This is a genomic window from Roseibium sp. ROS1, assembly GCF_054658215.1.
In genome coordinates this window covers 376,396-399,618 of sequence record NZ_BAAGIG010000003.1, presented here as the reverse complement: position 1 = coordinate 399,618, position 23,223 = coordinate 376,396, and the positions used below count along the sequence as shown (strand labels likewise).

The 23,223-nt window shown below is 59.6% G+C and carries 18 protein-coding genes; 7 read left to right on the top strand and 11 right to left on the bottom strand.

The features are described from left to right. Positions 1 to 4: 4 nt before the first annotated feature. The 3 genes from urtC to urtA form a co-directional block, all read right to left on the bottom strand. Positions 5 to 1,243 (bottom strand): urea ABC transporter permease subunit UrtC, encoded by a 1,239-nt coding sequence (gene urtC, locus ACYQ6M_RS17980; protein WP_209168538.1) that lies wholly within the window; start codon positions 1,241 to 1,243, stop codon positions 5 to 7. Then, positions 1,240 to 2,862 (bottom strand): urea ABC transporter permease subunit UrtB, encoded by a 1,623-nt coding sequence (gene urtB, locus ACYQ6M_RS17975; protein ID WP_168685945.1) that lies wholly within the window; start codon positions 2,860 to 2,862, stop codon positions 1,240 to 1,242. Before urtB ends, urtC begins: the two co-directional genes overlap by 4 nt. 240 nt (positions 2,863 to 3,102) lie before the next feature. Beyond that, positions 3,103 to 4,389: an urea ABC transporter substrate-binding protein gene (gene urtA / locus ACYQ6M_RS17970; RefSeq protein ID WP_031269634.1), complete on the bottom strand. Its 1,287-nt coding sequence runs from the start codon at positions 4,387 to 4,389 to the stop codon at positions 3,103 to 3,105. Positions 4,390 to 4,689: 300 nt separating this feature from the next. Here urtA and ACYQ6M_RS17965 point away from each other — a divergent pair, with 300 nt between their 5' ends. From ACYQ6M_RS17965 to ACYQ6M_RS17955, 3 genes are all read left to right on the top strand, one after another. Then, the gene (locus ACYQ6M_RS17965; protein WP_460074822.1) at positions 4,690 to 8,079 is read left to right on the top strand and encodes a hybrid sensor histidine kinase/response regulator; all 3,390 of its coding nucleotides are present in this window, start codon (positions 4,690 to 4,692) and stop codon (positions 8,077 to 8,079) included. Next, positions 8,069 to 8,983 (top strand): response regulator transcription factor, encoded by a 915-nt coding sequence (locus ACYQ6M_RS17960; RefSeq protein WP_152511648.1) that lies wholly within the window; start codon positions 8,069 to 8,071, stop codon positions 8,981 to 8,983. The genes ACYQ6M_RS17965 and ACYQ6M_RS17960 overlap by 11 nt, the downstream gene beginning before the upstream one ends. A 197-nt stretch (positions 8,984 to 9,180) precedes the next feature. Further along, positions 9,181 to 9,903: a FadR/GntR family transcriptional regulator gene (locus tag ACYQ6M_RS17955; protein WP_168685941.1), complete on the top strand. Its 723-nt coding sequence runs from the start codon at positions 9,181 to 9,183 to the stop codon at positions 9,901 to 9,903. 109 nt (positions 9,904 to 10,012) lie between these two features. On the opposite strand, the gene ACYQ6M_RS17950 is transcribed toward ACYQ6M_RS17955, so the two are convergent. The 8 genes from ACYQ6M_RS17950 to ACYQ6M_RS17915 form a co-directional block, all read right to left on the bottom strand. After that, complete coding sequence (locus ACYQ6M_RS17950) at positions 10,013 to 10,783, bottom strand: sulfotransferase family protein (RefSeq protein WP_168685939.1); 771 nt, start codon at positions 10,781 to 10,783, stop codon at positions 10,013 to 10,015. Positions 10,784 to 10,922: 139 nt separating this feature from the next. After that, a complete protein-coding gene (locus tag ACYQ6M_RS17945) occupies positions 10,923 to 11,633 on the bottom strand; it encodes a ThuA domain-containing protein (RefSeq protein ID WP_460074821.1) in 711 nt (236 codons plus the stop codon). After that, a complete protein-coding gene (locus ACYQ6M_RS17940) occupies positions 11,630 to 12,505 on the bottom strand; it encodes an NAD(P)-dependent oxidoreductase (protein ID WP_460074820.1) in 876 nt (291 codons plus the stop codon). The genes ACYQ6M_RS17945 and ACYQ6M_RS17940 overlap by 4 nt, the downstream gene beginning before the upstream one ends. Next, on the bottom strand, positions 12,505 to 14,016 hold the full coding sequence (locus ACYQ6M_RS17935; protein WP_152511644.1) for a sugar ABC transporter ATP-binding protein: 1,512 nt from the start codon (positions 14,014 to 14,016) through the stop codon (positions 12,505 to 12,507). The genes ACYQ6M_RS17940 and ACYQ6M_RS17935 overlap by 1 nt, the downstream gene beginning before the upstream one ends. Then, the gene (locus ACYQ6M_RS17930; protein WP_460074819.1) at positions 14,013 to 15,014 is read right to left on the bottom strand and encodes an ABC transporter permease; all 1,002 of its coding nucleotides are present in this window, start codon (positions 15,012 to 15,014) and stop codon (positions 14,013 to 14,015) included. The genes ACYQ6M_RS17935 and ACYQ6M_RS17930 overlap by 4 nt, the downstream gene beginning before the upstream one ends. An 11-nt stretch (positions 15,015 to 15,025) precedes the next feature. After that, positions 15,026 to 16,057 (bottom strand): ABC transporter permease, encoded by a 1,032-nt coding sequence (locus ACYQ6M_RS17925; protein ID WP_228148060.1) that lies wholly within the window; start codon positions 16,055 to 16,057, stop codon positions 15,026 to 15,028. Between the two features lie 29 nt (positions 16,058 to 16,086). Next, positions 16,087 to 16,884, bottom strand: a complete 798-nt coding sequence (locus ACYQ6M_RS17920; RefSeq protein ID WP_460074818.1) for an SDR family NAD(P)-dependent oxidoreductase — start codon at positions 16,882 to 16,884, stop codon at positions 16,087 to 16,089. 80 nt (positions 16,885 to 16,964) lie between these two features. Continuing rightward, positions 16,965 to 17,924 (bottom strand): sugar ABC transporter substrate-binding protein, encoded by a 960-nt coding sequence (locus tag ACYQ6M_RS17915; protein WP_460074817.1) that lies wholly within the window; start codon positions 17,922 to 17,924, stop codon positions 16,965 to 16,967. 300 nt (positions 17,925 to 18,224) lie between these two features. Here ACYQ6M_RS17915 and ACYQ6M_RS17910 point away from each other — a divergent pair, with 300 nt between their 5' ends. The 4 genes from ACYQ6M_RS17910 (at position 18,225) to ACYQ6M_RS17895 (ending at position 23,214) form a co-directional block, all read left to right on the top strand. Beyond that, positions 18,225 to 19,979: an extracellular solute-binding protein gene (locus tag ACYQ6M_RS17910; RefSeq protein ID WP_228148059.1), complete on the top strand. Its 1,755-nt coding sequence runs from the start codon at positions 18,225 to 18,227 to the stop codon at positions 19,977 to 19,979. A 12-nt stretch (positions 19,980 to 19,991) separates the two neighbouring features. Continuing rightward, positions 19,992 to 20,798 carry an SDR family NAD(P)-dependent oxidoreductase gene (locus ACYQ6M_RS17905; RefSeq protein WP_460074816.1) on the top strand — a complete coding sequence of 269 codons (807 nt, stop codon included), beginning with the start codon at positions 19,992 to 19,994 and terminating at the stop codon, positions 20,796 to 20,798. A gap of 67 nt (positions 20,799 to 20,865) precedes the next feature. Beyond that, positions 20,866 to 22,164, top strand: a complete 1,299-nt coding sequence (locus ACYQ6M_RS17900) for a M24 family metallopeptidase (protein WP_006933717.1) — start codon at positions 20,866 to 20,868, stop codon at positions 22,162 to 22,164. Between the two features lie 54 nt (positions 22,165 to 22,218). Continuing rightward, a complete protein-coding gene (locus ACYQ6M_RS17895; RefSeq protein WP_460074815.1) occupies positions 22,219 to 23,214 on the top strand; it encodes a thiamine pyrophosphate-dependent dehydrogenase E1 component subunit alpha in 996 nt (331 codons plus the stop codon). Positions 23,215 to 23,223: the final 9 nt, after the last annotated feature.

Below are 23,223 nucleotides of genomic sequence, written 5' to 3'. Positions count from 1 at the left end.
GGCTTTACTCCGCGGGCTGGGCTTCGGCATCCGCCGGAACGGTCGAGGCAGATTTTTTCGGGCTGACGTTGGCCGGGGAAGCGGGCGACTGCGGCGCCTGGCTCGGAGGTTGGTCCGACCCGGCTTCGAAGTCTTTGGAGACTTTCCGTTGCCGCAAGGCCGTCCAGCCCTGGGAAATGGTGCCGACGATGCCCTTCGGCAGGAACAGGGTCACGACCACGAAGAGGCCACCGAGCGCAAAGAGCCAGATGTCGGGCAGGGCGGCGGTGAACCATGTCTTGGCGAAGTTGACCAGAACGGCGCCGAGAACGGCCCCAACCAGCGTTCCGCGCCCGCCGACGGCAACCCAGATCACCACCTCGATGGAGTTGGCGGGTGCAAATTCACCCGGGTTGATGATGCCGACCTGCGGCACATAAAGGGCACCGGCGATACCGGCCATCATGGCCGACAGGGTCCAGACGAACAGCTTGTAGTGTTCAACACGGTAGCCCAGGAAGCGTGTCCGGCTCTCCGCGTCGCGCACGGCCACCAGCACCTTGCCGAGTTTCGATCGGGTGATCGCCCGGCAGATGAGGAAACACAGGACCAGCGCCAGGCCTGAGGCTGCAAACAGGCCCGCGCGGGTCGTGTCGGCTTGAATATCAAAGCCGAGAATGTCCTTGAAGTCGGTCAGGCCGTTGTTGCCGCCAAAACCCATGTCGTTCCGGAAGAAGGCAAGCAGCAGCGCGTAGGTGAGGGCCTGCGTGATGATTGACAGGTAAACGCCGGTGACGCGTGAGCGGAAGGCGAACCAGCCGAAGACGAAGGCCAGCACGCCCGGCACCAGCAGCACCATGAGCGCCGCAAACCAGAACATGTCGAAGCCGTACCAGTACCAGGGCAGTTCTCCCCAGTTCAGGAACACCATGAAATCCGGCAGGATCGGGTCGCCATAAACGCCGCGGGTTCCGATCTGACGCATCAGGTACATGCCCATGGCATAGCCGCCGAGCGCGAAGAAGGCCGCATGACCGAGCGAGAGAATGCCGCAATAGCCCCAGACCAGATCTACCGCCAACGCCAACAACGCGTAGGTCAGGTATTTGCCCATCAGCGTGACCGCGTAGGTCGGCACATGGAAGGCAGAGCCTTCCGGGACAAGCAGGTTGCCGGCAGGAACCAGGACAATCACGGCCGCCATGATGGCGAGGAAGATCCCTGCTCGGGCGTCCATGGCGCGGAAGAGGAAGGAGGTCATCATGCTTCAACTGCCCGGCCCTTGAGGGCGAACAGGCCCCTTGGACGCTTCTGGATAAAGAGAATGATAAAGATGAGCACGAAGATCTTGCCGAGCACGGCGCCGGCATAGGGCTCCAGGAACTTGTTCACGACACCGAGGGTCATGGCGCCTACCAGCGTGCCCCACAAATTGCCGACCCCGCCGAAGACCACGACCATGAAACTGTCGATGATGTAGCCCTGGCCAAGGTTCGGCGAAACGTTGTCGATCTGGCTGAGTGCGACGCCCGCGATCCCGGCAATGCCAGAGCCGAGCCCGAAGGTGAGGGCGTCGATCCAGGGAGTGCGGATGCCCATCGAGGCGGCCATGCGCCGGTTCTGGGTCACGGCCCGGGTATAGAGCCCGAACGGGGTCTTCTTTAGGACAAGCATCAGTCCGGCGAAGACCAGCATCGCGAAGACGATGATCCACATGCGGTTATAGGTGATCGTCATCTGGCCGATTTCGAAGGCGCCGGACATCCAGTCCGGGTTGCCAACCTCACGGTTGGTCGGGCCGAAGATCGAGCGCACTGCCTGCTGCAGCACCAGCGAGATGCCCCAGGTCGCAAGCAGCGTCTCCAGGGGGCGCCCATACAGCCAGCGGATCACGCCACGCTCGATGGCAACGCCCACCAGTCCTGAGGTGAGGAAGGCAAGTGGCAGGGCGATGAACAGGGAATAATCGAAAAGACCAGGTGCGGAGGAGCGAATGAATTCCTGAACCACGAATGTGACGTAAGCCCCGATCATCACCATCTCTCCATGCGCCATGTTGATGACGCCCATGACACCGAAGGTGATGGCAAGACCAATGGCAGCGAGCAGCAGCACGGATCCAAGCGACAGGCCGTACCAGACATTCTGTGCAGCATCCCAGGCGGCGATGGATTTCTCGATCTTGGTGATTTCCGTGGTTGCCGCTTCGCGCAAGGCGCCTTCGGAGGAAGATTGCACGGCGATCAGAAGCGACAGAGCATCACGGTTGCCCATCGTGCCGAGCGTCGAAACCGCCTGGAGTTTCGCTGCCTCGTCCATATCTGAGTTCAGAACGGCTGCGGCCCGGGCTTCTTCCATCACCTTGCGCACGCCATCGTCCGTTTCAGCGGCAATGGCGGCATCCAGGGCTTCGATACTGTCCGGATCCTTCGCCTTGAACACGGCTTCGGCAGCCGCCATCCGCACCTTCGGATCGGGCGCCATCAGGGTCAGCGACCCGAGCGCTGACCGGATCACCCGGCGCAGCTTGTTGTTGACCTTGATCTTGTCGATTTCGCCCTTGGCCGCTTCGCCGGTCGTTTCCATGGTCAGCGGGTCGATCAGGGCAAAGTTCTTGCCGGCCTTCCTGGTGATGAAGACTTCGCCATCGGCCTTGCGCACGTAGAGGTCGCCATCGCTCAGGGCCTCGAGGGCAGGGGCCACCTGCGGGTCACCGGTCGCGACAAGGGCACCGATCTGCTTTTCGGTTTCGGAATATTTGCCCTTGGCCAGGTCGTTGATCAGCGGACGGAGTGCCTCTGGATCGCTTTGGGCCAGTGCCGGTGCGGCAAGGAGGCTGGCAGCGAGGCTAAGGAGGAGTAGGAAGGATCTCATCAAGGACATCGTGTCCACCGGTGTTTGGAACTTTCACCTGACGACCTCATCCTGGGGAGCCGCATTGCGGCGTCTCGAAGGATGGGTCACTTGCTTCCGGGATTGCCGCCCATCCATCGAGACGGACCTTGTGGTCCTCCTCAGGATGAGGGGAGAGCTAAGAGCGTCTCTCCAGGCAAACCTTTCCGGTTGGAAAACCGGGGAAAGAGGACGGGTCTCGTAAGACCCGCCCGAGCTCCGTCTCCTCCCTTAAGACCCGGAGCCGCCGCACTTGCCGGTGGCAGTGTTGAAGTTGCCGCAGGAAAGCGGTGCGCGCCAATCGGAGATCAGGTCCTTGGAGCCGTCCAGATAGTCGGACCATGCGTCGCCGACGACGAGGCCGGAGGTTTCCCAGACGGTTTCGAACTGGCCGTCTTCCTGGATTTCACCGATCAGCACCGGCTTGGTGATGTGGTGGTTCGGCATCATTGCCGAGTAGCCGCCGGTCAGGTTCGGAACGCTGACACCGACGATGGCGTCGATCACGGCATCCGGCTCGGTGCTGCCCGCCTTCTTGACTGCTTCAACCCACATGTTGAAGCCGATGAAGTGCGCTTCCATCGGGTCGTTGGTCACGCGCTTGTCGTCGCCGATGTAGGCGTGCCAGGCATCGATGAACTCGGCGTTGGCTTCGGTATCTGCGGACTGGAAGTAGTTCCAGGCAGCCAGGTGGCCGACGAGCGGAGCGGTGTCGAGACCGGCGAGCTCTTCTTCACCAACGGAGAAGGCGACAACCGGAATGTCTTCAGCCTTGATGCCCGCGTTGCCCAGTTCCTTGTAGAACGGCACGTTGGCATCGCCGTTGATAGTGGAAACCACAGCGGTTTTCTTGCCGGCGGAGCCGAAGGTCTTGATGTCGGACACGATCGTCTGCCAGTCGGAATGACCGAACGGCGTGTAGTTGATCATGATGTCTTCTTCAGCCACGCCCTTGGACTTCAGGTAGGCTTCAAGGATCTTGTTGGTCGTGCGCGGGTAGACATAGTCGGTACCGGCCAGAACCCAGCGCTCGACGCCTTCCTCGTTCATCAGGTAATCGACGGCCGGAATGGCCTGCTGGTTCGGTGCAGCGCCCGTGTAGAAGACATTGCGCTGGGATTCTTCACCTTCGTACTGAACCGGATAGAACAGCAGCGAGTTGAGTTCTTCGAAGACCGGCAGAACGGACTTGCGCGAAACGGACGTCCAGCAGCCGAACACGGCGTCGACGCCGTTGACTTCGATCAGCTCACGCGCCTTTTCAGCAAACAGCGGCCAGTCGGAAGCCGGGTCGACGACGACCGCTTCCAGTTTCTTGCCAAGCAGGCCACCCTTCTTGTTCTGCTCTTCGATGAGCATCAGCATGGCGTCTTTCAGAGTGGTTTCCGAAATGGCCATGGTGCCGGAAAGCGAGTGCAGGATGCCGACCTTGATCGTGTCTTCCTGGGCGGATGCGCCGCCGATCATCGTGGAGGCCATCAGGCCTGCCAATGCGAGTTTGGTGAATGTGTTTTTCATGGATGTTCCCCTTTGCTTGACGTCACCGGTTCCCACGCCGGCGATTGGCGGCTGGAAGGTGTGCCGCTGTCAGGAAGGGATCGTGCACTGGCACCACTGCACCGCAACATACGTCAATTGACGTAACCGGCTTGAAAGCCTGCCACGGCATTCCAGAAGCAAAGACGGCATGAAATGTGCTGAAGAGAAGAGCTGAATAAAAAAACGGGGCGGAAAGCGGGCGATGAAGAACGGCATTTGCCGAATAAATAGTCATATGTCCAGTTATTGGGCATTCGGTGCTGGTGTGGAGGCGAGCGCGTGAGGGCGCGCCAACGCATTCTGCCTGTTCGGCGCCAGTACAACAAATGGGTCAACAACCAGACCCTGGAAGACTATGCGCTCAGGTTCACCGCCAAGAGCGCACGCCGCTTTTCCTCACGTGCGATTTCCCAGACGGCGATCGGGGCCATTTCCTTTCTGGCTCTGGAGGCGATCGGTGGTGCGATCACCCTGTCCCACGGAACCGCCAACGCGTTTCTCGCCATACTGGTCGGCAGCCTGGTGCTGTTGGTCGTCGGTCTGCCGATCAGCCGATATGCCATGCGCTACGGCGTCGACATAGACCTGCTCACGCGTGGCGCCGGGTTCGGCTACATCGGTTCGACGGTCACTTCGCTGATCTATGCCAGCTTCACCTTCATTCTTTTTGCGATTGAAGCCTCCATCATGTCGAGCGCGCTGGAATTCGCGTTCGGTGTGCCGCTCTGGCTGGGGTATGTTATCAGCGCGGTTGCGGTCATTCCGCTGGTGACCCACGGCATTACCTGGATCAGCCGCTTTCAGCTCGCAACCCAACCCTTCTGGATCATCCTGAACATCCTGCCGTTCGTCTTCATTGCCTTCACCGACTGGCAGGCCGTCGGCGAGTGGTTGACGTTTTCCGGCATCGACCCGGTCACACAGGCGCCGCGTACGACTGCTGGCGGCTGGGACAGCATCAACCTGGTCAGCTTCGGCGCAGCCTCCGCAGTCATTCTGGCGCTGATGGCACAGATCGGTGAACAGGTGGACTTTCTGCGGTTTCTTCCGGCGCAGGACTATGCCCGCCGCCGGCACCGGCTTGCATTGTTTCTGGCCGGGCCCGGCTGGGTTGTTCTCGGTGCCCCCAAGATGATTGCAGGCTCTTTCCTGGCAGTCCTCGTTTTGTCGCACGGTGTTCCGGTTGATCATGCCGACGAACCCTCGCGCATGTATGCGGTCGCTTTCGGCTACATGATCCCGAACGAAACCGTCGTCCTCTTGCTGATGGCGGCATTCGTGGTGGTGGCGCAGCTCAAGATCAACGTCATGAATGCCTACGCCGGGTCGCTTGCCTGGTCGAATTTCTTCTCGCGCCTCACACACTCCCATCCCGGCCGGGTCGTCTGGCTCGTCTTCAATGTCGGCATCGCTCTGCTGTTGATGGAACTCGGCATCTATCGGTTGCTGGAAGAAACTCTTGGCGTCTTTTCCATCATTGCGATGGCCTGGCTTTCCGCCATTTCGGCTGACCTCTTCATCAACAAGCCGCTCGGGCTGTCGCCTCCGGGAATCGAATTCAAACGCGCGCATCTTTACGACATCAATCCGGTTGGTACCGGCGCAATGCTTCTGGCCGCCGGTCTCGCATTGGCCGCGCACTTCGGCGAGTTCGGCAAGACGGCCGAGGCACTGGCCACATTTCTGGCCATGGCCATTGCCTTTGTTGCCGCGCCCCTGATCGCTTATGCGACCAGGGGGCGGTTCTACCTGGCTCGCAAGCCGCGCCAGAGCTGGCAGACGAAAGAGCACATCGCCTGTTCGATCTGCGAAAACCCGTTCGAGCCGGAAGACATGGCCTATTGTCCGGCCTATCAGTCGCCGATCTGTTCGCTGTGCTGCTCACTCGATGCCCGCTGCCACGACAGCTGCAAGCCTAAGGCACGTTTGTCCTATCAGGTCGGCACCGTCGCGGGCCGCATTCTGCCGGAAAACGCGATGGCGTTCCTGCAGTCCCGGCTGGGGCGCTATGCGTTCATCTCTGTTCTGTCGAATGCTGCAATCGGCCTGGTGCTTTGGATCATTTATGCCCAGGCGGAAAACCGTCTGGGAGATCCGACCGGCATCATCGGCCAGACGGTGCTGTTGATTTTCTTTGTTTTTGCCATCGTCGTCGGTATTGCCTGCTGGTTCTTGGTGCTTGCTCATGACACCCGGCGGGTCGCCGAAGAGGAATCCATGCGCCAGAACGCGCTGCTTCAGAAGGAAATCGACGCTCACGGTGTTACCGACGCTGCTCTGCAGAAGGCCAAGGAAGAGGCCGAGGCCGCCAACCTTGCCAAGAGCCGCTACGTTGTCGGCCTCAGTCACGAACTCAGAACACCCTTGAACGCGGTCATGGGCTATGCCCAGGTGCTGGAGCGGGACGACAGCGTGCCGACAGCCCGCAGGCCTGCGATCAGCACAATCCGGCGCAGTGCCGAGCATCTGTCAGGGCTGATCGACGGCCTCCTGGATATTTCGCGGATCGAGGCGGGAAGGCTGCAGATCTATTCGAACGAGATCAACATTCACGAGTTTCTGGATCAGATCGTCGACATGTTCCGCATGCAGGCGGCTGCCAAGGGGCTTGGCTTCAACTATGCGCGCGCTCCCAACCTGCCGGTGTTTGTCCGAACCGATGAAAAGCGCCTGCGGCAGATCCTGGTGAACCTTCTGTCGAATGCGATCAAGTTCACCTCCGAGGGCATTGTTTCGTTTTCGGTCAGTTACCGGTCACAGGTGGCCAGCTTTGTCGTTTCGGACAGCCGGCCGGGCATCGCGCTTGACGAACAGGTCAAGATTTTCGAACCATTCGGCCGCAGCAAGACCGCGGACGGGGCGAAGACACCGGGGTTGGGGCTCGGGCTGACCATCACCAAGCTTCTGACGGAAACCATGGGTGGAGCCATCGCGCTGTCCAGCGAACCGGGGAAGGGCGCTTCCTTTGAAGTGCGGCTGATGCTGGCGGCTGTCGACCGGCCTGTCGATACCATCCGTCTGGAAAGACAGGTGCGAGGCTACGAAGGCGAGCGGAAGACGGTTGCCGTGATCGATGACAATCCGGATCACCGTGCGCTTGTCTGCGATATCCTGAAACCGATCGGATTTGCCGTCATCGAGGCGGATACGGGCAGGGCCTGCCTGGAGACGGTCGAGCCGCTGCGGCCGGATCTCTACCTGATCGATATCCTGATGCCGGGAATGAACGGTTGGGAACTGGCCGAGGACCTGAGGGACAGAGGCGTCAGCGCGCCGATCATCATGCTGTCGGCCAACATCGGTGACAAGGCTTTGCGGCCGGACGGTCCGGCTCACCATTCGGCAACCCTTGCAAAGCCCTTCGGCATCGGCCAGCTTTACGACCTGCTGCAAAAACACATGGGTGTTGTCTGGACCGAACAGCCGGTCGAGCGAAACCAGGAACCTGCCCGAAAGGATCCCTTGAAATCACCCGGTGCCGATCACGTCGCCGATCTCATCTCGCTTGCGGAGATCGGTTATGTGGAAGGCATCGAGGCCAAATTGAACGAACTGGCGAAAACGCCGGAAAATCTGCCCCTGATCGATGCATTGAATGTCCATCTCGCCCGGTTCGATTTCGATGCCTACAAAAACGTCTTGAGTGAATTGGAAACACATGACGGATGATCGTCGCGATACGGTCCTTGTGGTCGACGACAGCCCGGAAACGCTCGGCTTCGTCACCGAAGCCCTGAAAAAGACCGGCGTAGCCGTTCTGGTGGCGACCAGCGGCGAAACCGCTCTCAACATCTGCAACAAGGTTACACCGGATACGATCCTGATGGATGCGATCATGCCCGGCCTCGACGGTTTTGAGACCTGCCGGCAGATCAAGGAAAATCCGGCGCTCCAGCACGTACCGGTGATTTTCATGACCGGGCTGTCCGAAACGGAACATGTGGTAAAGGCGCTGGAATCCGGTGGGGTCGATTTCCTCACCAAGCCGATTGACGTCGACGAACTGAAGGCGCGGATCAAGGTGCATCTGAAGAATGCCCGGTCGGTTCAAAGCGCGCATGTGGCGCTGGATGCAGCCGGGCGCCATCTGGTGGCTGTGTCGCAGGAGGGGACAGTGCTGTGGTCGACACCGCAGATCCACAACCTGCTGGCAAAGACAGGGGCTGCCGAAACCAGTCTTTTCCGGCTGGGCCGAGCACTGGGGGACTGGTTGGACGGGCCGAATTCCTCGGGCGAGCGTCGCAAGAGTTTCATGCTCGGCTTATCTGAAAACCTGGCAGTGCAACTTCACCCGCTTGGCCGTGTCGGCCCGGATGAAAACCTGTTCCGCGTCACTGCAGAAGACGAGGCCGGGCAGGTCCAGGCGCTGCAGGGCAGCTTTGAACTGACACAGCGCGAAGCGGAAGTCCTGATCTGGATCGCCAAGGGCAAGTCCAACAAGGATATCGGCGAAATTCTGGGTCTGTCGCCACGCACCGTGAACAAGCATCTGGAACAGATCTTCGTCAAACTTGGTGTTGAGAACAGGGCCTCCGCTGCCGTTCGCGCTGCAGAGGTGATCTACGCGCTTTAGGGCTTCATGGGAAACGGGTTCCTCGGCTCGATCTGCAATCTGCTTCCATAGTCGCGTTCGATCCGTGAGAATGGCGGGTTTCGGCCATCTGATGTCGAGGTGCCGACCGGCTCGACAAGCACCCGAGCTTGGCCTATGGATGCATTAAGCCGTTGAAGAACACGAATAACCTCCGGCAATGCGAAGAGGAGCCCGGCATGGCTGAGTTTCGGGAAGTGCGTCGGTCATCGCTGTTACCGGACCGCATCGCAGCAGACATCATGGCGAAAATTCAGGATGGTGAACTGAACCCCGGCGATACGTTGCCGACCGAACATGCACTCGCGGGAACCTTTGGCGTCAGCCGCAATGTGGTGCGCGAAGCCATTGCCAGGCTGCGGTCTGATGGCGTCATTGAATCGCGCCAAGGGCGCGGGGCCATCGTCAAACCTGTTTCGGAGCGCGAAACCTTCCGGGTCGATATCCGCTCACTCGACAAGTCCGGCAACCTTGCGGACCTGTTCGAGTTGCGTGGCCTCCTGGAAATCGAAGCTGCGGGACTTGCCGCGATGCGTCGGACAGGGGCAGATCTCAGGGAGATGCGGGCGGCAGTCGCCATTCTGGAAGGGCACAAGCGGTTCGACGAACAGCGGCTGGAAGCCGACGCCGTGTTTCACCGCGCAATCGGCAAGGCCGCCGGCAATTCCTATCTCTTCGGCATCATCTGCTACATCTCCTCCAGGCTGAAGGAAACCACGCGGGTGACATCCGACATCTACGCCAAGGACGATCTGGTGGAGATCACTTTGGGTGAGCATTGCAGGGTTCTTGAGGCCATTGAGGCAGGTGACAGGACAGGCGCCCGGGAAGCCATGGCGGCTCATGTTCAGGGCGCTGCGTCCCGTCTCAACGTTCAGGTCAAGCTGGGCACCAGAGTTTAGCGCCTCCGGCCTATTTGCCTGCAACTGGATTGTTCGTGCAGTTGATTTCCACTCCCGCAAGCCGACGGTCTCAAGTGGGGGCTCCGGCTGACAGGGGCGTAGCAGCGGATCAGGTTCGGTACAGTCCTGTTCTTTTTAGGAGCCGTGTCAACTTGTTGGAATTGCGCTCTGCTCGCATCGTCTCATAGAGCTGCAGGTCGAGTTGATTGTGTCTCCTGACGGTGTCGAGCTGACGGTCTGAAAGCGAAAGCGCAGGATAGCGGCTTGGATTGTCCTGCCGCATTGTCAGGGGCAGGTCGGTTTCTTGCGAGATCTTCTCATAGAGATCCGGCATTTCATCGGTAAATCCCATGATATCCACCGAGCGACCTGTCGAAACAGCACGTTTGAAAAGGCTGTCGTGATCGTCGATCGGATCAAATCTGGAGGCAAGGAAGCGGTCTGACAGCTCTTGTCCTACTGCTTTTATTGGCGTTCCACCGAGATATCTGCATATTGAATTGTCGGGAATTGGTAATCTTCCCTGATCAAGGCTTTCGAACGCATCTGCCTCTGTAATTCGTCCATCTGCAAGAAAATGTCGAATGTGGGAAAGGACACGCTCTAACGGATCACGCAGAATTACGATCGTCAGCGTATCTTTTGGAAGATATTTCCGGACCCAGAAGCCGTAGTGTCCCCGAAACAGGCGATAGTCCGGTTTCTCCTGAAGCTCCTGCAGGGCCTCGTGAAGCGGCGGATAGCGGCCACCATGATGGGAAATCTGCGCCTGAGAGGGAACAACGGCTGCGTCTCCGACAGCCTGTTCCAGAGATAGGCGCAACGACGTGCCGGCTGTTTTCGGGATATGGCAGAAGAAGATCTTTCTATCAAACTTCAAAAACGTCTCCCTGTTCCTGCAGTGTATTAACCGCATTCGCGCAGATCAGCGCAGTCACAGGTGCGCCAGACGATCGTGAAAGTTTGAATATCCTATTGCAAAGCTGATGGTTCTTGAAGGGTGCGTTCTTTGCGGGGCACTAAGCGGATTTGCCTTCTGCTGCCCATAGTGCACCGCGACGGATAATTTCCGTCACCTGGGGAATCTTCAGGTCATCCAGTTCGTGTCCGATGGAGCAGTAGAACACTCGGCCCTTGTCCCAGCGCCGTTTCCAGACAACGGGAATGACGGTGCCCTCGATCCACCACAGATGGTCGCCTGAGAAGGTCGTGGTGGCCAGCACGTCGTTGGAGGGATCGACCAGCATGTAGTATTGCTCGGACCTGAGGCGGAAACTCCTGATGCCCTTGACGATCGGATCGTCCGGTTTGCAGATCGTCACGTCGTAGTCGATGTAGTCGTCCCTGGGCTGCAGGTTGTCCGGCCAACCGGGAGGATGGGCGACGAATTGGCCTCCAATCAGGAAGTGGTAGGTCGGCCGGTCGCGGAAGGCATCTCCCATATGTCCGTGCCACCCGGCAATGCCGCAACCGTTGGCGACGAGCTTCAGCAGCCCGTCCTCCTGCGGCTTGGTCATGTTGCCGAATTCCTGCTGGTGACCCGACCGGGCCGAAGACCAGATAGGCGTGATAAGGTCGACATCGGCAAGGTCCTCCGGGCGTTCCAGCGGTTCCATCGTATCGTAGACGGTAACGCTGAAACCATTGTCGCGAAGCAAGGCCTCATACCAGTCGCTGAAATGGGTTGGTGTGTGGCCTTCCCAGCCACCGACAAACAGAACTGCTTTCATTTCAGACCCTTGTTCACGAAAGAAAGAATGGAAGCCATGTCGCGGTCGTCATATCCGGCTGATCCGGCGGCCTTCAGAACCGCATGATTGAGTTCCGCCTGCGGCATGATCACACCGCAAGTGGATGCAAGCTCCAGCGCCAGCCCGACATCCTTGCGGGCAAGTGCGACCGTGAAGCTGACGTCGTGCGCAGTCTCATCCAGATAAAGCCCCTTGCGATAGGCGAGAACCGGAGCGGCAGCCGCCGAGTTTTCCACGACCTCATAGGCTTGTTCTTTTGGGATGCCGGCTGCAGTGGTCAGGGTAAGGGCTTCTGACAATGTCTGGTTGAGGCCATGAATGAGCATGTTGACGCCGAGTTTCATGGCAGCGCCTGCGCCGGATTTGCCAAGCCAGACGGTTTTCCGGCCAAGAACCTCGAAGAGGCGGGCCAGATCAGGCACATCAGTTGCTTCTGCTCCTGCCATGATGAGCAGCTTGGCATCCGCCGCCGCTTGTGTGGCACCGGAAACCGGCGCATCGACGAAGCGTCGGCCTTTCTCCCGTGCCGATAGCGCCAGACGTTCTGCCATGGGTACGGAAATGGTACCCATTTCGGCCAGAACCCGACTGCCCCCTGACGCTTCGAGCAAGCCATGCGGCCCGAGATAGACTGCCTCAGCAGCAGCATCGTCGGCGAGCATGGTGATCACCACATCCGACCGCTCCGCCAGGTCTTTTGGGTTGGCTGCCGAAAAGGCGTTGTGGGCGGCGGCGAAGGCCTGTGCAGTTCCTGCTGTCCGGTTCCAGACGCTCACATTCAGACCGGCAGCAGCCAGATTGGCAGCCATGCGCACGCCCATCCGGCCAAGCCCTGCAATTCCGACCTGCATCAGGCGGCCTTGTCCGGCCGAATGCCGGAAATGGCCTGGATGAGATTGTCTTCGGTGACTTCCTCGGAGGTGAAAGTCCGGATGATCTCGCCGCTGTACATGGCGACGATCCGGTCACTTACATGCAGGACTTCCGGCATTTCCGAACTGATCACGATGACCGCATAGCCCTGGCTTGCCAGTTCACGGATGAGGTTGTGGATCTCGGACTTGCTGCCGACATCGATCCCGCGTGTCGGTTCATCGACGATCAGAACGCTCGGGTGCATCGAAAGCCATTTGCCGATCACGATCTTCTGCTGGTTACCGCCGGAAAGGTTGCCGGCAAGCTGCTTCCAGCCGGGCGTGCGAATGTCGAGCCGGTCCCGGTACTGGTCGAAAATCGAGATCTCCGCGCCTTCGGCAACGAATGGGCCGGCTTTCAAGTCGTCTACTTGAGGCAGGGTCATGTTATCCCGGCAGTTCATGCCCAGAACGAGGCCCTGCGTCTTGCGGTCCTCAGGCACCAGCGAGATTCCCTTGGCGATGGCATCGGCCGGTGAGTGAATGGCAGTTTCTTCTCCGTTCAGGAAAATAGCGCCGCTGCTGGGTTCTCTGAGACCGAACAGCGTTTCGGCGATTTCCGTGCGGCCGGCCCCGACCAGGCCATAAAAGCCGACAACCTCGCCCTTGCGCACTTCGAAGCTGATGTCACGGAAAAGCGAACCACAGGAGAGCCCTCGCACCTCCAGCGCCACATCACCCAGTTCGTGGTGGACGGCGTTGCGTGACAGGTCGAGCTTGCGGCCGATCATGAGCTGCGTGATCTCGTCCTCGCTGGTTTCGGCTGTGTTCAGTGTGCCGCGATACTGCCCGTCCCGCAGCACGCTGATGCGGTCGGTGATCCTGAAGATCTCTTCCATCCGGTGCGAGATGTAGATGATGCCGACGCCTTCGGCTTTCAGGTTGTCGATGACATCGAACAGAACCACCTTTTCCGCATCGGTCAGCGAGGCGGTTGGCTCATCAAAGATGACCGCCTTGGCTTCCACTGTCAGGGCACGTGCAATTTCCACCATCTGCTGGTTGGCGATGGAGAGATCGCCGACACGCGTGCGGGCGTCGAAGCCGACTTTGAGCATCTCCAGAATGCGGTTGGTCTGTTCATGCAGCTTTTGCCAGTCGACCCGGCCGAAGCTCTTTCGCGGCAGTTCGCCGAGATAGATGTTTTCGGCAACCGTCAGTTCCTCGGCGAGGCTCAGTTCCTGATGGATGAAGACGATGCCCTTGCTTTTCGCCTGTAGCGGCGACGTCATGACAACCGGTTGCTCGCTGACGATGATCTTGCCTTCATCAGGCTGATAGATGCCGCCAAGCACTTTCATGAGGGTCGACTTTCCGGCGCCGTTTTCGCCCATCAGGGCATGCACTTCGCCGGGCAGGACGGAAAAGGACACACCGTCGAGCGCGCGCACGCCGGGGAAGGTCTTGACGATGCCTTCCAGGCGCAAGGCTGGGGTGGTGCCGGTCATATTTTCAGCTCCTGTTTGCCTTTCAGGTTCAATTGGCGGTCGAGGAACAGGACGGCAATCAGGATCAAGCCGATCACCAGATTGACTGTTTCCGTGTCGGCGCCGATGTGTCCCAGGCCTTTTCGCAGAAGCTGGATGGCCAGAACGCCGCCGAGCGTCGAAAGTACGGATCCCGCGCCTCCGGTAAGTTTGGTGCCACCCAGAACCACGGCGGTGATGACCCACAGCTCATAGAGTTCGCCGTCGTTGGGATTGACCGAGCCGGATTCCGAATAAAACACCACGGCAGACAGGGAGGCGAGAAAGCCGATGATCATGAAGTTGATCATCATGTGCGGCCCGACCCGAATACCCGCATTGATGGCCGCAGACCGGTTGTCGCCGATGGCATAGGCGTTGCGCCCGTGGATCGTGCGGTTCATCACGAACCAGATCACGGCGGTCACGACGATCAGGAACCAGGTGGCGGTGTGCAGTCCCAGGAAATGGGCTTCAGCGAAATCAACCAGCGTCCAGTTGAGATGAGATGTGGGCTGTTCGCCATTGTACATGAACACAAGGCCGCGATAGCCGAGCATGGAACCGAGCGTGACGATGAAGGCATCGACACCGGTCTTCCAGACGATCAACCCGTTCAGAGCGCCCAGAACGATCCCTGTCAGCAACGCCAGTCCCCAGGCAATGGGAATGACGCCGTCGCCGAGGCCGGCGAAAACCGGCCAGGTCATGCTGTCGAGCAGGACGACGGCGCTCAGGGCAAAGGTGGCGCCGACACTGAGGTCGATATTGCCATTGATCATGATGATCGTCATGCCGACGGCGATGATCCCGATGGGGGCTGACTGCTTGAACAAAAGCAGCATGTTGTCCACGTCCATGAAGGCCTTGTCACTGAGCGACAGGAATTCGCCCGCGACCGAGAAGAAGACCAGCTCGACGAGAATGAAGCCCCAGATCGCGCCACGTTTCAGAAAAGTGCTCAAGGTTCCCGGTTCCATCAATCCCTCCCTCACGCGATCGGCGACCAGAGCTTGCCGCGTTTGGCGGCAATATCCAGCCACACGGCAAGAATGATGATGATCCAGGTCACCACATACTGGACATAGAACTGCAGTCCGACGAGCAAGAGGCCGTTCTGGATAAAGCCGAGGATCAGGACACCGATAACGGTCTTGAAGATCGTGCCGGAGCCGCCCATCAGCGATGCTCCGCCGAGGATGACTGCAGCCAGGACTTCAAGCTCAAGCCCCTGACCAACCGTGTTCTGGCTTCCCAGTGACCGGCTGGCCTGGATGAGACCGGCAGTACCGACGCAAAAAGCGGACATGAGGTAGCAGGTGAAGACGACACGGGCTCTGCGAATGCCCGAGAAGGTTGCCGCGGTGCCGTTGCCTCCAACCGCGTAGACCTTGCGACCGAACGGTGTCTTGGCAAGGACGATCCCCAGAACCGAAGCGACAAGGGCAAACAGCAGGATCGGTACCGGAATGCCGAGGACGGTCGACTGGCCGAACACGCTGAACCAGGTGCCTTCCTTGTCGGCAATATCCATGTTCTTGCCGCCGGAATAGGTGAGGGTCAGTCCGTGGATTGCCGACAACATGCCAAGGGTCACGATCAGGGAATTCAGCTTCAGATATCCGACGAGGAAGCCGATGAAGGCGCCCAGGCACAGTACCATGGCGTACATGGACGGGATGGCGAGCAAAGGCCCCAGCTTGTCGTGCAGATCAAGGACGACGATGGTGGCAAACGACATCATCGACCCGACGGACAGGTCGAGATTGCCGCTGATGACGACAAAGGTGACGCCGAGGGCCATCACGCCCAGGATTGCAGAGGAGCGGACAACGCCCATGATGTTGTCTGGGTCGAGAAAGCGCTGGTTGGCGATCGTGAAGCCGATCATGAAGACGGCGAAGGCGATCAGAATGCCCTGTTTCGCCAGAAATCCCCCAACGCCCGACAGACTGAAGGGCTTCATGGATTTTTCCTTGGAACTGCCGGGACGGCTGGCAGCCTTGGTTGATATGTCGGACAACAGACCCTCCCTCATCCTGTTGTAAAGTTTCAAACGAGCGTCATGCCACCATCGATCATCACCACCTGACCGGTCATGTAATCGCTTTCTGGTGACGCCAGGAACGTGGTCGTTCCCGTGATGTCGGACGGTGTCGCCACCCGGCCGCGCAGGATCTCGGAGGAGAATTCCTCCATCGCCTGTCCGGGCCGTTCGGCGGCGCCGATATCCAGAAGATCCCTGTCCACCTGTTCCCACATTTCGGTAGCCACGACACCCGGTGCGAAGCCTGTGACGGTGATGTTGTGTCTGGCAAGGTCTCTTGCGCCGGATTGCGTCAGCGAGACCACGGCCCATTTCGAGGCGCAATAGGGCGCGACATTGTCGAACCCCTGTCGACTGGCGATCGACGCGGTGTTGATGATCTTGCCGCCGGTGCCCTGGCCAATCATCTGACGGGCAGCCTCCTGCATGCCGATGAGGCACCCAAGGCCGTTCACTCTCATGATGAAGTTCCAGTTGTCCTCAGTGACATCGAGAAAGTTCATGGGCTTGTTGACGCCGGCATTGTTGAACTTGACGTCCAGCTTGCCGAAAGCCGCGACGGTTTTCGCGATCATGGCACGAACCTGATCACGATCGGTCACATCGACCTGGGCCCATGTCACCCCGGCGCCGGTTTCGGCAGCACGGTCGCGGTTGGCTTCGGCAACGGCACTTGCCTGTTCGCCGTTGATGTCCGCAAAGCAGACATCCGCTCCCTCGTTGATAAGGGCTTCGCCAATGGCACGTCCGATCCCTCGGGCAGCACCGGTGACGATACAGGAACGCCCGGACACTCGGCCCATGGTTTCCTCCCGGTCAATGTATTGGGAAAAAATGGGGCGCAAGGCTTGGCTCGCGCCCCAGTCGGGCTTGACCTTCAGGCTCAGAAGACAGGCTTGTCGAATTCGGCCATGTTGTCCTGGGTGATCTTCGGTGTGTCGAAGTAGTTCAGGAACGGAATATCCTTGCCGGACAGGATATCGATTGCCGTCTGCAGGGCAGCTTCGGCATCGTCAACGGGCGACTGGTAGATCGAACCCCAGTATTCGCCGCGCTCCATCGCCTCGTAACCGACGGAGAAATTGGTCGCGCCGACGAAGATGATGCCCTCACGTCCAGCGGCCTTGGCGGCATTCAGCGCGCCGACACCCATGTTGTCGTCTCCGGCGTAGACACCGTCGATGTCGTCATACTTGACCAGGAACGCTTCCATGACCTTCTGGGACTTTTCGCGGTTCCAGTCGCCCGGCTGGGTCTCCACCAGGGTCACATTCGGGCAGACTTCCGGCAGGCGGTCTTCGAAGCCCTTGGCGCGTTCGATCGCCGTCGTGTAGCCCGGCTGGCCGGAAATCTGAACGATCTGGGCCTCGTTCTCGATGCCCATGGCCTTGAACTTGTCGCACATGATCTCGGCGGAACGGGAGCCCTGGGTGATGTTGTCCGGACCGGAGAAGGACTTCACGAACTCGAAGCCCTGTTCAGCGATGTTCGAGTTGGTCACAATCACCGGAATGTCAGCCTTGAAGGCCTTGCGGACGGCCGGGATGACGGCTTCACCGTTCGTCGGCCAGATGATGATCGCGTCCACTTCCTGCTGGATCAGGTCTTCCATCTGGGCGATTTGCCGGGCGACGTCGCCGCCGGCGTCCAGAACGACGGTTTCGACATCCGCATTGGCGTCGGCTGCCGCGATGAAGGCCTTTTCATAGGTGGTCTGGTAACTGTCGACGCCGACGTTGTTCTGCGTGATGCCGATCTTCATCGTTTCTGCACCGGCTGCACCAGACAAGGTCAGACCTGCGACGGCCGTCGTGGCGACAAGCAGCGAACGGAAAGTGTTCATTGTTTCATTTCCTCCCTGAGAGACCATTTCGAATGGTCTGAATTCTGAACCGTGCCTCCTCCTGACACGGATATGCGCCCACCGTGAGCGTCACTCAAAAGCCTGCACGCCTCGGCAGAACGACGCCCCCTCGAAAATATCCAAAATGGATGTTCTTATATCCAAAATGGATTTTTTGGCCGTTTTTCTAATCGGCCACGTCGCTCACGCTTAGGAGGACATTCAATGTCGATCCAAAAAATATCCAAAACGAGGAAACGCAGCAGTGGTTCATCCCGTCCGGAAAACTGGAGCCGAGCGATGAACCAGCAAGAGGGAGAGTTGGTTCGCGAAAAGACTTATCTGACGCAACAGGCCAAGACGGAAATCCTCCAGGTTCTCAGCTTTCTGGAGAACTTTGAAGAAGAGATGGATGGTCTGTTGGAGATATCTGCTCCGAACCCCTATGTCAAAATGTCGACCTATCTGGTGAAAAGGCATCTGGAAGCGAAGGCGGTGACCCCGACCTCGCTCATTGGCGCGTCGGGCGTTCCCTACGCGACAGCCAGCCGCCGCATGCGCGAGATGATCGACAACGGCCTGATCGAGCAAAGGCCGAGGACGTCTTCTGGCAGAAGCTACTCCCTCCATCCGAGCGCCGACATGCTGGAGGCATGGACCCAATTCAGCAGCCGGGTCCGCAGGATGGCGGCACAATCGTTCGGGTCTGCCGATCTGCGCTCCGGCACACAGGACTATTATTTCGGCGGGTCCTATCTGGAAGCCCAGACAATCCAGCCGCCCCAGGTCCTGCTTGAACCCTTGAAACTGTCCGGCGATCTTCGTGTCCTGGTCCATGGCGATCCCACCTTCATGGTGATGCATGGTCTGAAACGCCAGTTCGAGCAGGTGGTCGGGTGTTCCATTCAGCAGCGGGCCTTTTCCATCGACCGGCTTCACGAAGAAGCGGTCAAGAACGCCCACAGGGCGACAAGCCGCTATGACCTGATTGCCCTGGACCTGCCGTGGCTGGGCGAGTTTGCCGAGAACGGGTATCTCCTGCCGCTGGACGAAGTGCTGGATGTCGAGCGGCTTCAGCCGAGCGATTTTCACACCGCCGGCTGGCAGGCAGCTCACTGGGGAGGCAAGCCATACGGTGTGCCTTCGCAGACCACGCCGGAACTGCTGTTTTACCGGAAGGATCTGCTGGCGGAAGCAGGGCTTGAACCGCCCCTCACGACGGACGCGCTGCTCAAGGCCGCCGCCCGGCTCAACGACCCGGTTCAGGGCAGATACGGAATTGCCTGGAACGCGGCACGCGGGACAGCGCTTGGCCATACATTCATGATGACTTGTGCGGACTTCGGTCAGCCTATTCTGGATTTGCCCAAACAGGCCGGTGGTTATGACGCCTCACGACTGGCAGATGGCGGCTACCGGCCTGTCATCTATTCCGAACGTGCACTCGATGCTGCCGAATACCTGATGGCGCTGTTGCAATATTCGCCGCCAGATATCCTGTCGATGTCCTGGTACGAGCGCGTCCGTCCGTTCGCCAGCGGACGTGTGGCGATGGCCTACGGCTATACTTTGCTCGCTCCTTACTTCGAACAGAATCCGGCCTGTGCGGCTCACGGCAAGGTTGGTTTCCTGCCGCATCCTTCCGGCCCGAATGCGCAGAATATCGCCCCAGTCGGCGGCTATCTGCTCGGCATTCCGGCCAATATCGCGCCGGAACGGCTGGAGGCGGCAGCCGAAGCGCTGATCGTCTTTACGTCGCCCGAAGCGCAAAAGCTCTACGTCGAACACGGCAGCCGCACTAATCCGCGCTATTCGGTTGGCGCGGACCCGGAAGTCCGGCGCCTGTCTCCGATCTTTGAAGCGGTGGACGCCATGTCCTGGCGGGACGAATTGCAGTTCTGGCCACGACCGCCGATCCCGGAAATCAACGACATCATCCGCATCTGCGGGGAGGAATGCCACGACATGTTGCGTGGCGTGAAGACGCCAAAAGCCGCGTTGCAGATGGCTCAAGATCGTGCCGACCGACTTCTGCGGGAGGCTGGAAAACTTTAATGGGAGGAATTCATGGACCCCAATCGGCTCAAGGGAAAAAACGTTCTGATTACCGGTGCCGCACGCGGCATGGGCGCAACCAACGCCGAGCATTTTGCAGCTCAGGGCGCCAACATCTGTCTTGGTGATCTGGACCTCGACGAAGCCCAGGCCGTCGCGGAGCGGATCAATGCGGCCGGTAACGGCAAGGCGGTTGCGGTCAAGATGGACGTGACCCGCCGCGAGGACAATGCCGCGGCGGTGGCGGCAACTGTCGAAGCCTTCGGCAGCATCAATGTGGGCCTCTTCAACGCCGGCCTCAACAAGCCCCGTTTCTTCATGGATATCGATGAGGACAACTGGGATCTCATCATGGGCGTCAACACCAAGGCGATGTGGCTGGGCATGCAGGAAACCGCCCGGCAGATGATTGCGCAAGGGCCAAAGGATTTTCCCTACAAGCTGATCAATGTCGGCTCCATCGCTTCGCGCAAGCCGCTGGTGGATGTGACCGTCTATTGCACGTCCAAATACGGCTGCCTGGCGTTGACCCATTGCGGGGCCGTTGCGCTCGGCGAACACAACATCACCGTCAACGGCTATGCCCCCGGCGTGGTGGTGACACCGCTTTGGGAACAGCTCGACAAGGACCTTGTCGAAATCGGGTTCAAGGAACGGGCCGGACAGGCTTACGAAGACATCGCCAACAACGAACTGGTGATCAAGCGTGTGTCCTATCCGGATGACATCAAAGGCACCGCGTCGTTTCTCGCCAGCCCCGACAGCGATTACATGACTGGCCAGATGATCCACATCGATGGCGGCTGGTGCATCCAGTAACACTCTGAAAAACAATATTCTTTTTTTACATGACGGATGTGCGCAGGTGCATCCGAAGGAGAGAGCCATGTCTCGCGCACTGTTACCCAACCTCCTGACGCCGCAGGATCTCGAACCGCATTGGCGCTGGGAGGGGCGTTTGCCTGCCTGGGGGCACACATCCGTCGATTTCGAACGCCGTATCGACCATGATCGGCTGCGCCGGTATCGCCTTGCCAGAACACGGGAGGCGCTGAAGGCCTCTCCCGCCGGTACGCTGCTGCTGTTTGACGTCAACAACATCCGCTACGTCTCGGCCACCAAGATCGGCGAATGGGAGCGGGACAAGATGTGCCGCTTCTGCCTGCTGACGGGCGATGATGCCCCTTACGTGTGGGACTTCGGTTCAGCCGCCGTCCACCACAAGAAGTTCTCCGACTGGCTGGTGCCGGATCATTGCCGGGCAGGTGTGGTCGGCATGCGCGGCACCATCCCGCCGGAATTCGGTCTGATGCGCAAATATGCCCGCGAAATTGCCGGGCTGATCCGGGACGCCGGCATGGCGGACATGCCCGTCGGTGTCGACTATGCCGAAACCGCCATGTTCCATGCGCTGCAGGCAGAGGGACTTAACGTGGTGGACGGACAGCAGATCATGCTGGCGGCGCGCGAGATCAAGAACTGGGACGAGATCCAGCTTCTGACGCAGGCGGCTTCCATGGTCGATGGCGTCTATCACATGATCTACGAGGAACTGAAGCCGGGCGTGCGCGAGAACGACATTGTCGCCCTGTCCAACAAGATGCTCTACGAGATGGGATCGGATGATGTCGAGGCGATCAACGCCATTTCCGGCGAGCGCTGCAATCCGCATCCGCACAATTTCACCGACCGCTATTTCCGTCCGGGCGATCAGGCGTTCTTCGACATCCTGCAGTCCTATCAGGGCTATCGGACCTGTTACTACCGCACCTTCAACATCGGCCGGGCAACCCCGGCGCAGCGTGATGCCTACGTCAAGGCGCGCGAATGGATCGATGCCTCCATCGCCATGATCAAACCCGGCGTCTCCACCGACAAGGTGGCGGAAGTCTGGCCCAAGGCGGAGGAGTTCGGCTTCCCCAACGAGGAGACAGCCTTCGGTCTGCAATTCGGCCACGGCCTGGGTCTGGCCCTGCACGAACGGCCGATCATCTCGCGTGCGGTCTCGCTCGACCATCCGATGGAAATCAAGACGGGCATGGTGTTCGCGCTGGAAACCTACTGCCCGGCCGCCGACGGCTATTCCGCCGCCCGGATCGAGGAGGAAGTCGTGGTGACGGACACGGGCGTTGAGGTCATCAGCCTGTTCCCGGCCGAAGAACTTCCGATCGCCAACCGGTACTGACCTGCCCATCGTGCCCGGCCGCGCCGCGGCCGGGCCCAGTCAAGGGACAACAAGATGAGCGCTGCGAAGAAAAAGAAACACAACACGGAAGAGTATCTGCGCATGTACACGCAGATGGTGCGCATCCGTGCCTTCGAGGACAACGCCAACCAGCTTTACCTGTCGGCGAAGATGCCGGGCCTGACCCACATGTATTCCGGTCAGGAAGCCGTGGCCGTCGGCATCTGCGAAGCGCTGACGCCCGAAGACAAGATCACGTCGACGCACAGGGGGCACGGTCACTGTGTCGCCAAGGGGGCGCATTTCAAGGAAATGTTCTGCGAGCTTCTGGGCAAGGAAGAGGGCTATTGCCGGGGCAAGGGCGGGTCGATGCATATCGCCGATCAGGCCAACGGCAACCTTGGCGCCAACGCCATTGTCGGCGGCTCCATGGGCATTGCCACCGGATCGGCACTCACCGCCAAGCGTCTGGGCACCGGGCACGTCACCGTGTGTTTCTTCGGAGATGGCGCGACGGCACAGGGGCTCTGGTACGAGGTCATGAACATGGCCGCGCTCTGGAAGCTCCCTGTCATCTACGCCTGCGAGAACAACGGCTACAGCGAATACACCAAGACCGAGGAAATCGCGGCCGGTTCGCTCACCGCCCGGGCGGAAGCCTTCGGCATCGAGAGTTTCAAGGTCGATGGCCAGGATGTGCTGGCCGTGAACAAGCTGGCGGGAGAGCTCGCCGCCAGATGCCGAAAGGGCGAAGGCCCGTTCTTCATCGAACTCGACACCTATCGCTATCACGGCCACCACGTCGGCGATATCAACCGCGACTACTACCGCACCAAGGATGAAGAGACGGAGTGGAAGTCTGCGCGCGACCCGATCACCAACTTCGGCAAGTGGCTGATCGACCAGAAGATCATGACCGCCGACGAACTGGTGGCCATCGACAATGAAATCGCCGCCGATGCGGAAGCTGCCGTCAAATATGCGCTCGACGCGAAATATCCGGATGTGCGGGAAGTGGACATGCATGTCTACGCCGGCACGGCCGCCTGAGGAGGGATG

Excerpts from the sequence above, each read along its gene's own strand:
- ACYQ6M_RS17930 (WP_460074819.1), bottom strand. The coding sequence starts at position 15,014 with ATGGAACCGGGAACCTTGAGCACTTTTCTGAAACGTGGCGCGATCTGG.
- ACYQ6M_RS17895 (WP_460074815.1), top strand. The coding sequence starts at position 22,219 with ATGAGCGCTGCGAAGAAAAAGAAACACAACACGGAAGAGTATCTGCGC.
- ACYQ6M_RS17920 (WP_460074818.1), bottom strand. The coding sequence starts at position 16,884 with ATGGGCCGAGTGTCCGGGCGTTCCTGTATCGTCACCGGTGCTGCCCGA.
- ACYQ6M_RS17945 (WP_460074821.1), bottom strand. The coding sequence starts at position 11,633 with ATGAAAGCAGTTCTGTTTGTCGGTGGCTGGGAAGGCCACACACCAACC.
- ACYQ6M_RS17940 (WP_460074820.1), bottom strand. The coding sequence starts at position 12,505 with ATGCAGGTCGGAATTGCAGGGCTTGGCCGGATGGGCGTGCGCATGGCT.
- ACYQ6M_RS17935 (WP_152511644.1), bottom strand. The coding sequence starts at position 14,016 with ATGACCGGCACCACCCCAGCCTTGCGCCTGGAAGGCATCGTCAAGACC.
- ACYQ6M_RS17910 (WP_228148059.1), top strand. The coding sequence starts at position 18,225 with ATGAACCAGCAAGAGGGAGAGTTGGTTCGCGAAAAGACTTATCTGACG.
- ACYQ6M_RS17915 (WP_460074817.1), bottom strand. The coding sequence starts at position 17,924 with ATGAACACTTTCCGTTCGCTGCTTGTCGCCACGACGGCCGTCGCAGGT.
- urtC (WP_209168538.1), bottom strand. The coding sequence starts at position 1,243 with ATGATGACCTCCTTCCTCTTCCGCGCCATGGACGCCCGAGCAGGGATC.
- ACYQ6M_RS17960 (WP_152511648.1), top strand. The coding sequence starts at position 8,069 with ATGACGGATGATCGTCGCGATACGGTCCTTGTGGTCGACGACAGCCCG.
- ACYQ6M_RS17955 (WP_168685941.1), top strand. The coding sequence starts at position 9,181 with ATGGCTGAGTTTCGGGAAGTGCGTCGGTCATCGCTGTTACCGGACCGC.
- urtB (WP_168685945.1), bottom strand. The coding sequence starts at position 2,862 with ATGTCCTTGATGAGATCCTTCCTACTCCTCCTTAGCCTCGCTGCCAGC.
- ACYQ6M_RS17905 (WP_460074816.1), top strand. The coding sequence starts at position 19,992 with ATGGACCCCAATCGGCTCAAGGGAAAAAACGTTCTGATTACCGGTGCC.
- urtA (WP_031269634.1), bottom strand. The coding sequence starts at position 4,389 with ATGAAAAACACATTCACCAAACTCGCATTGGCAGGCCTGATGGCCTCC.
- ACYQ6M_RS17900 (WP_006933717.1), top strand. The coding sequence starts at position 20,866 with ATGTCTCGCGCACTGTTACCCAACCTCCTGACGCCGCAGGATCTCGAA.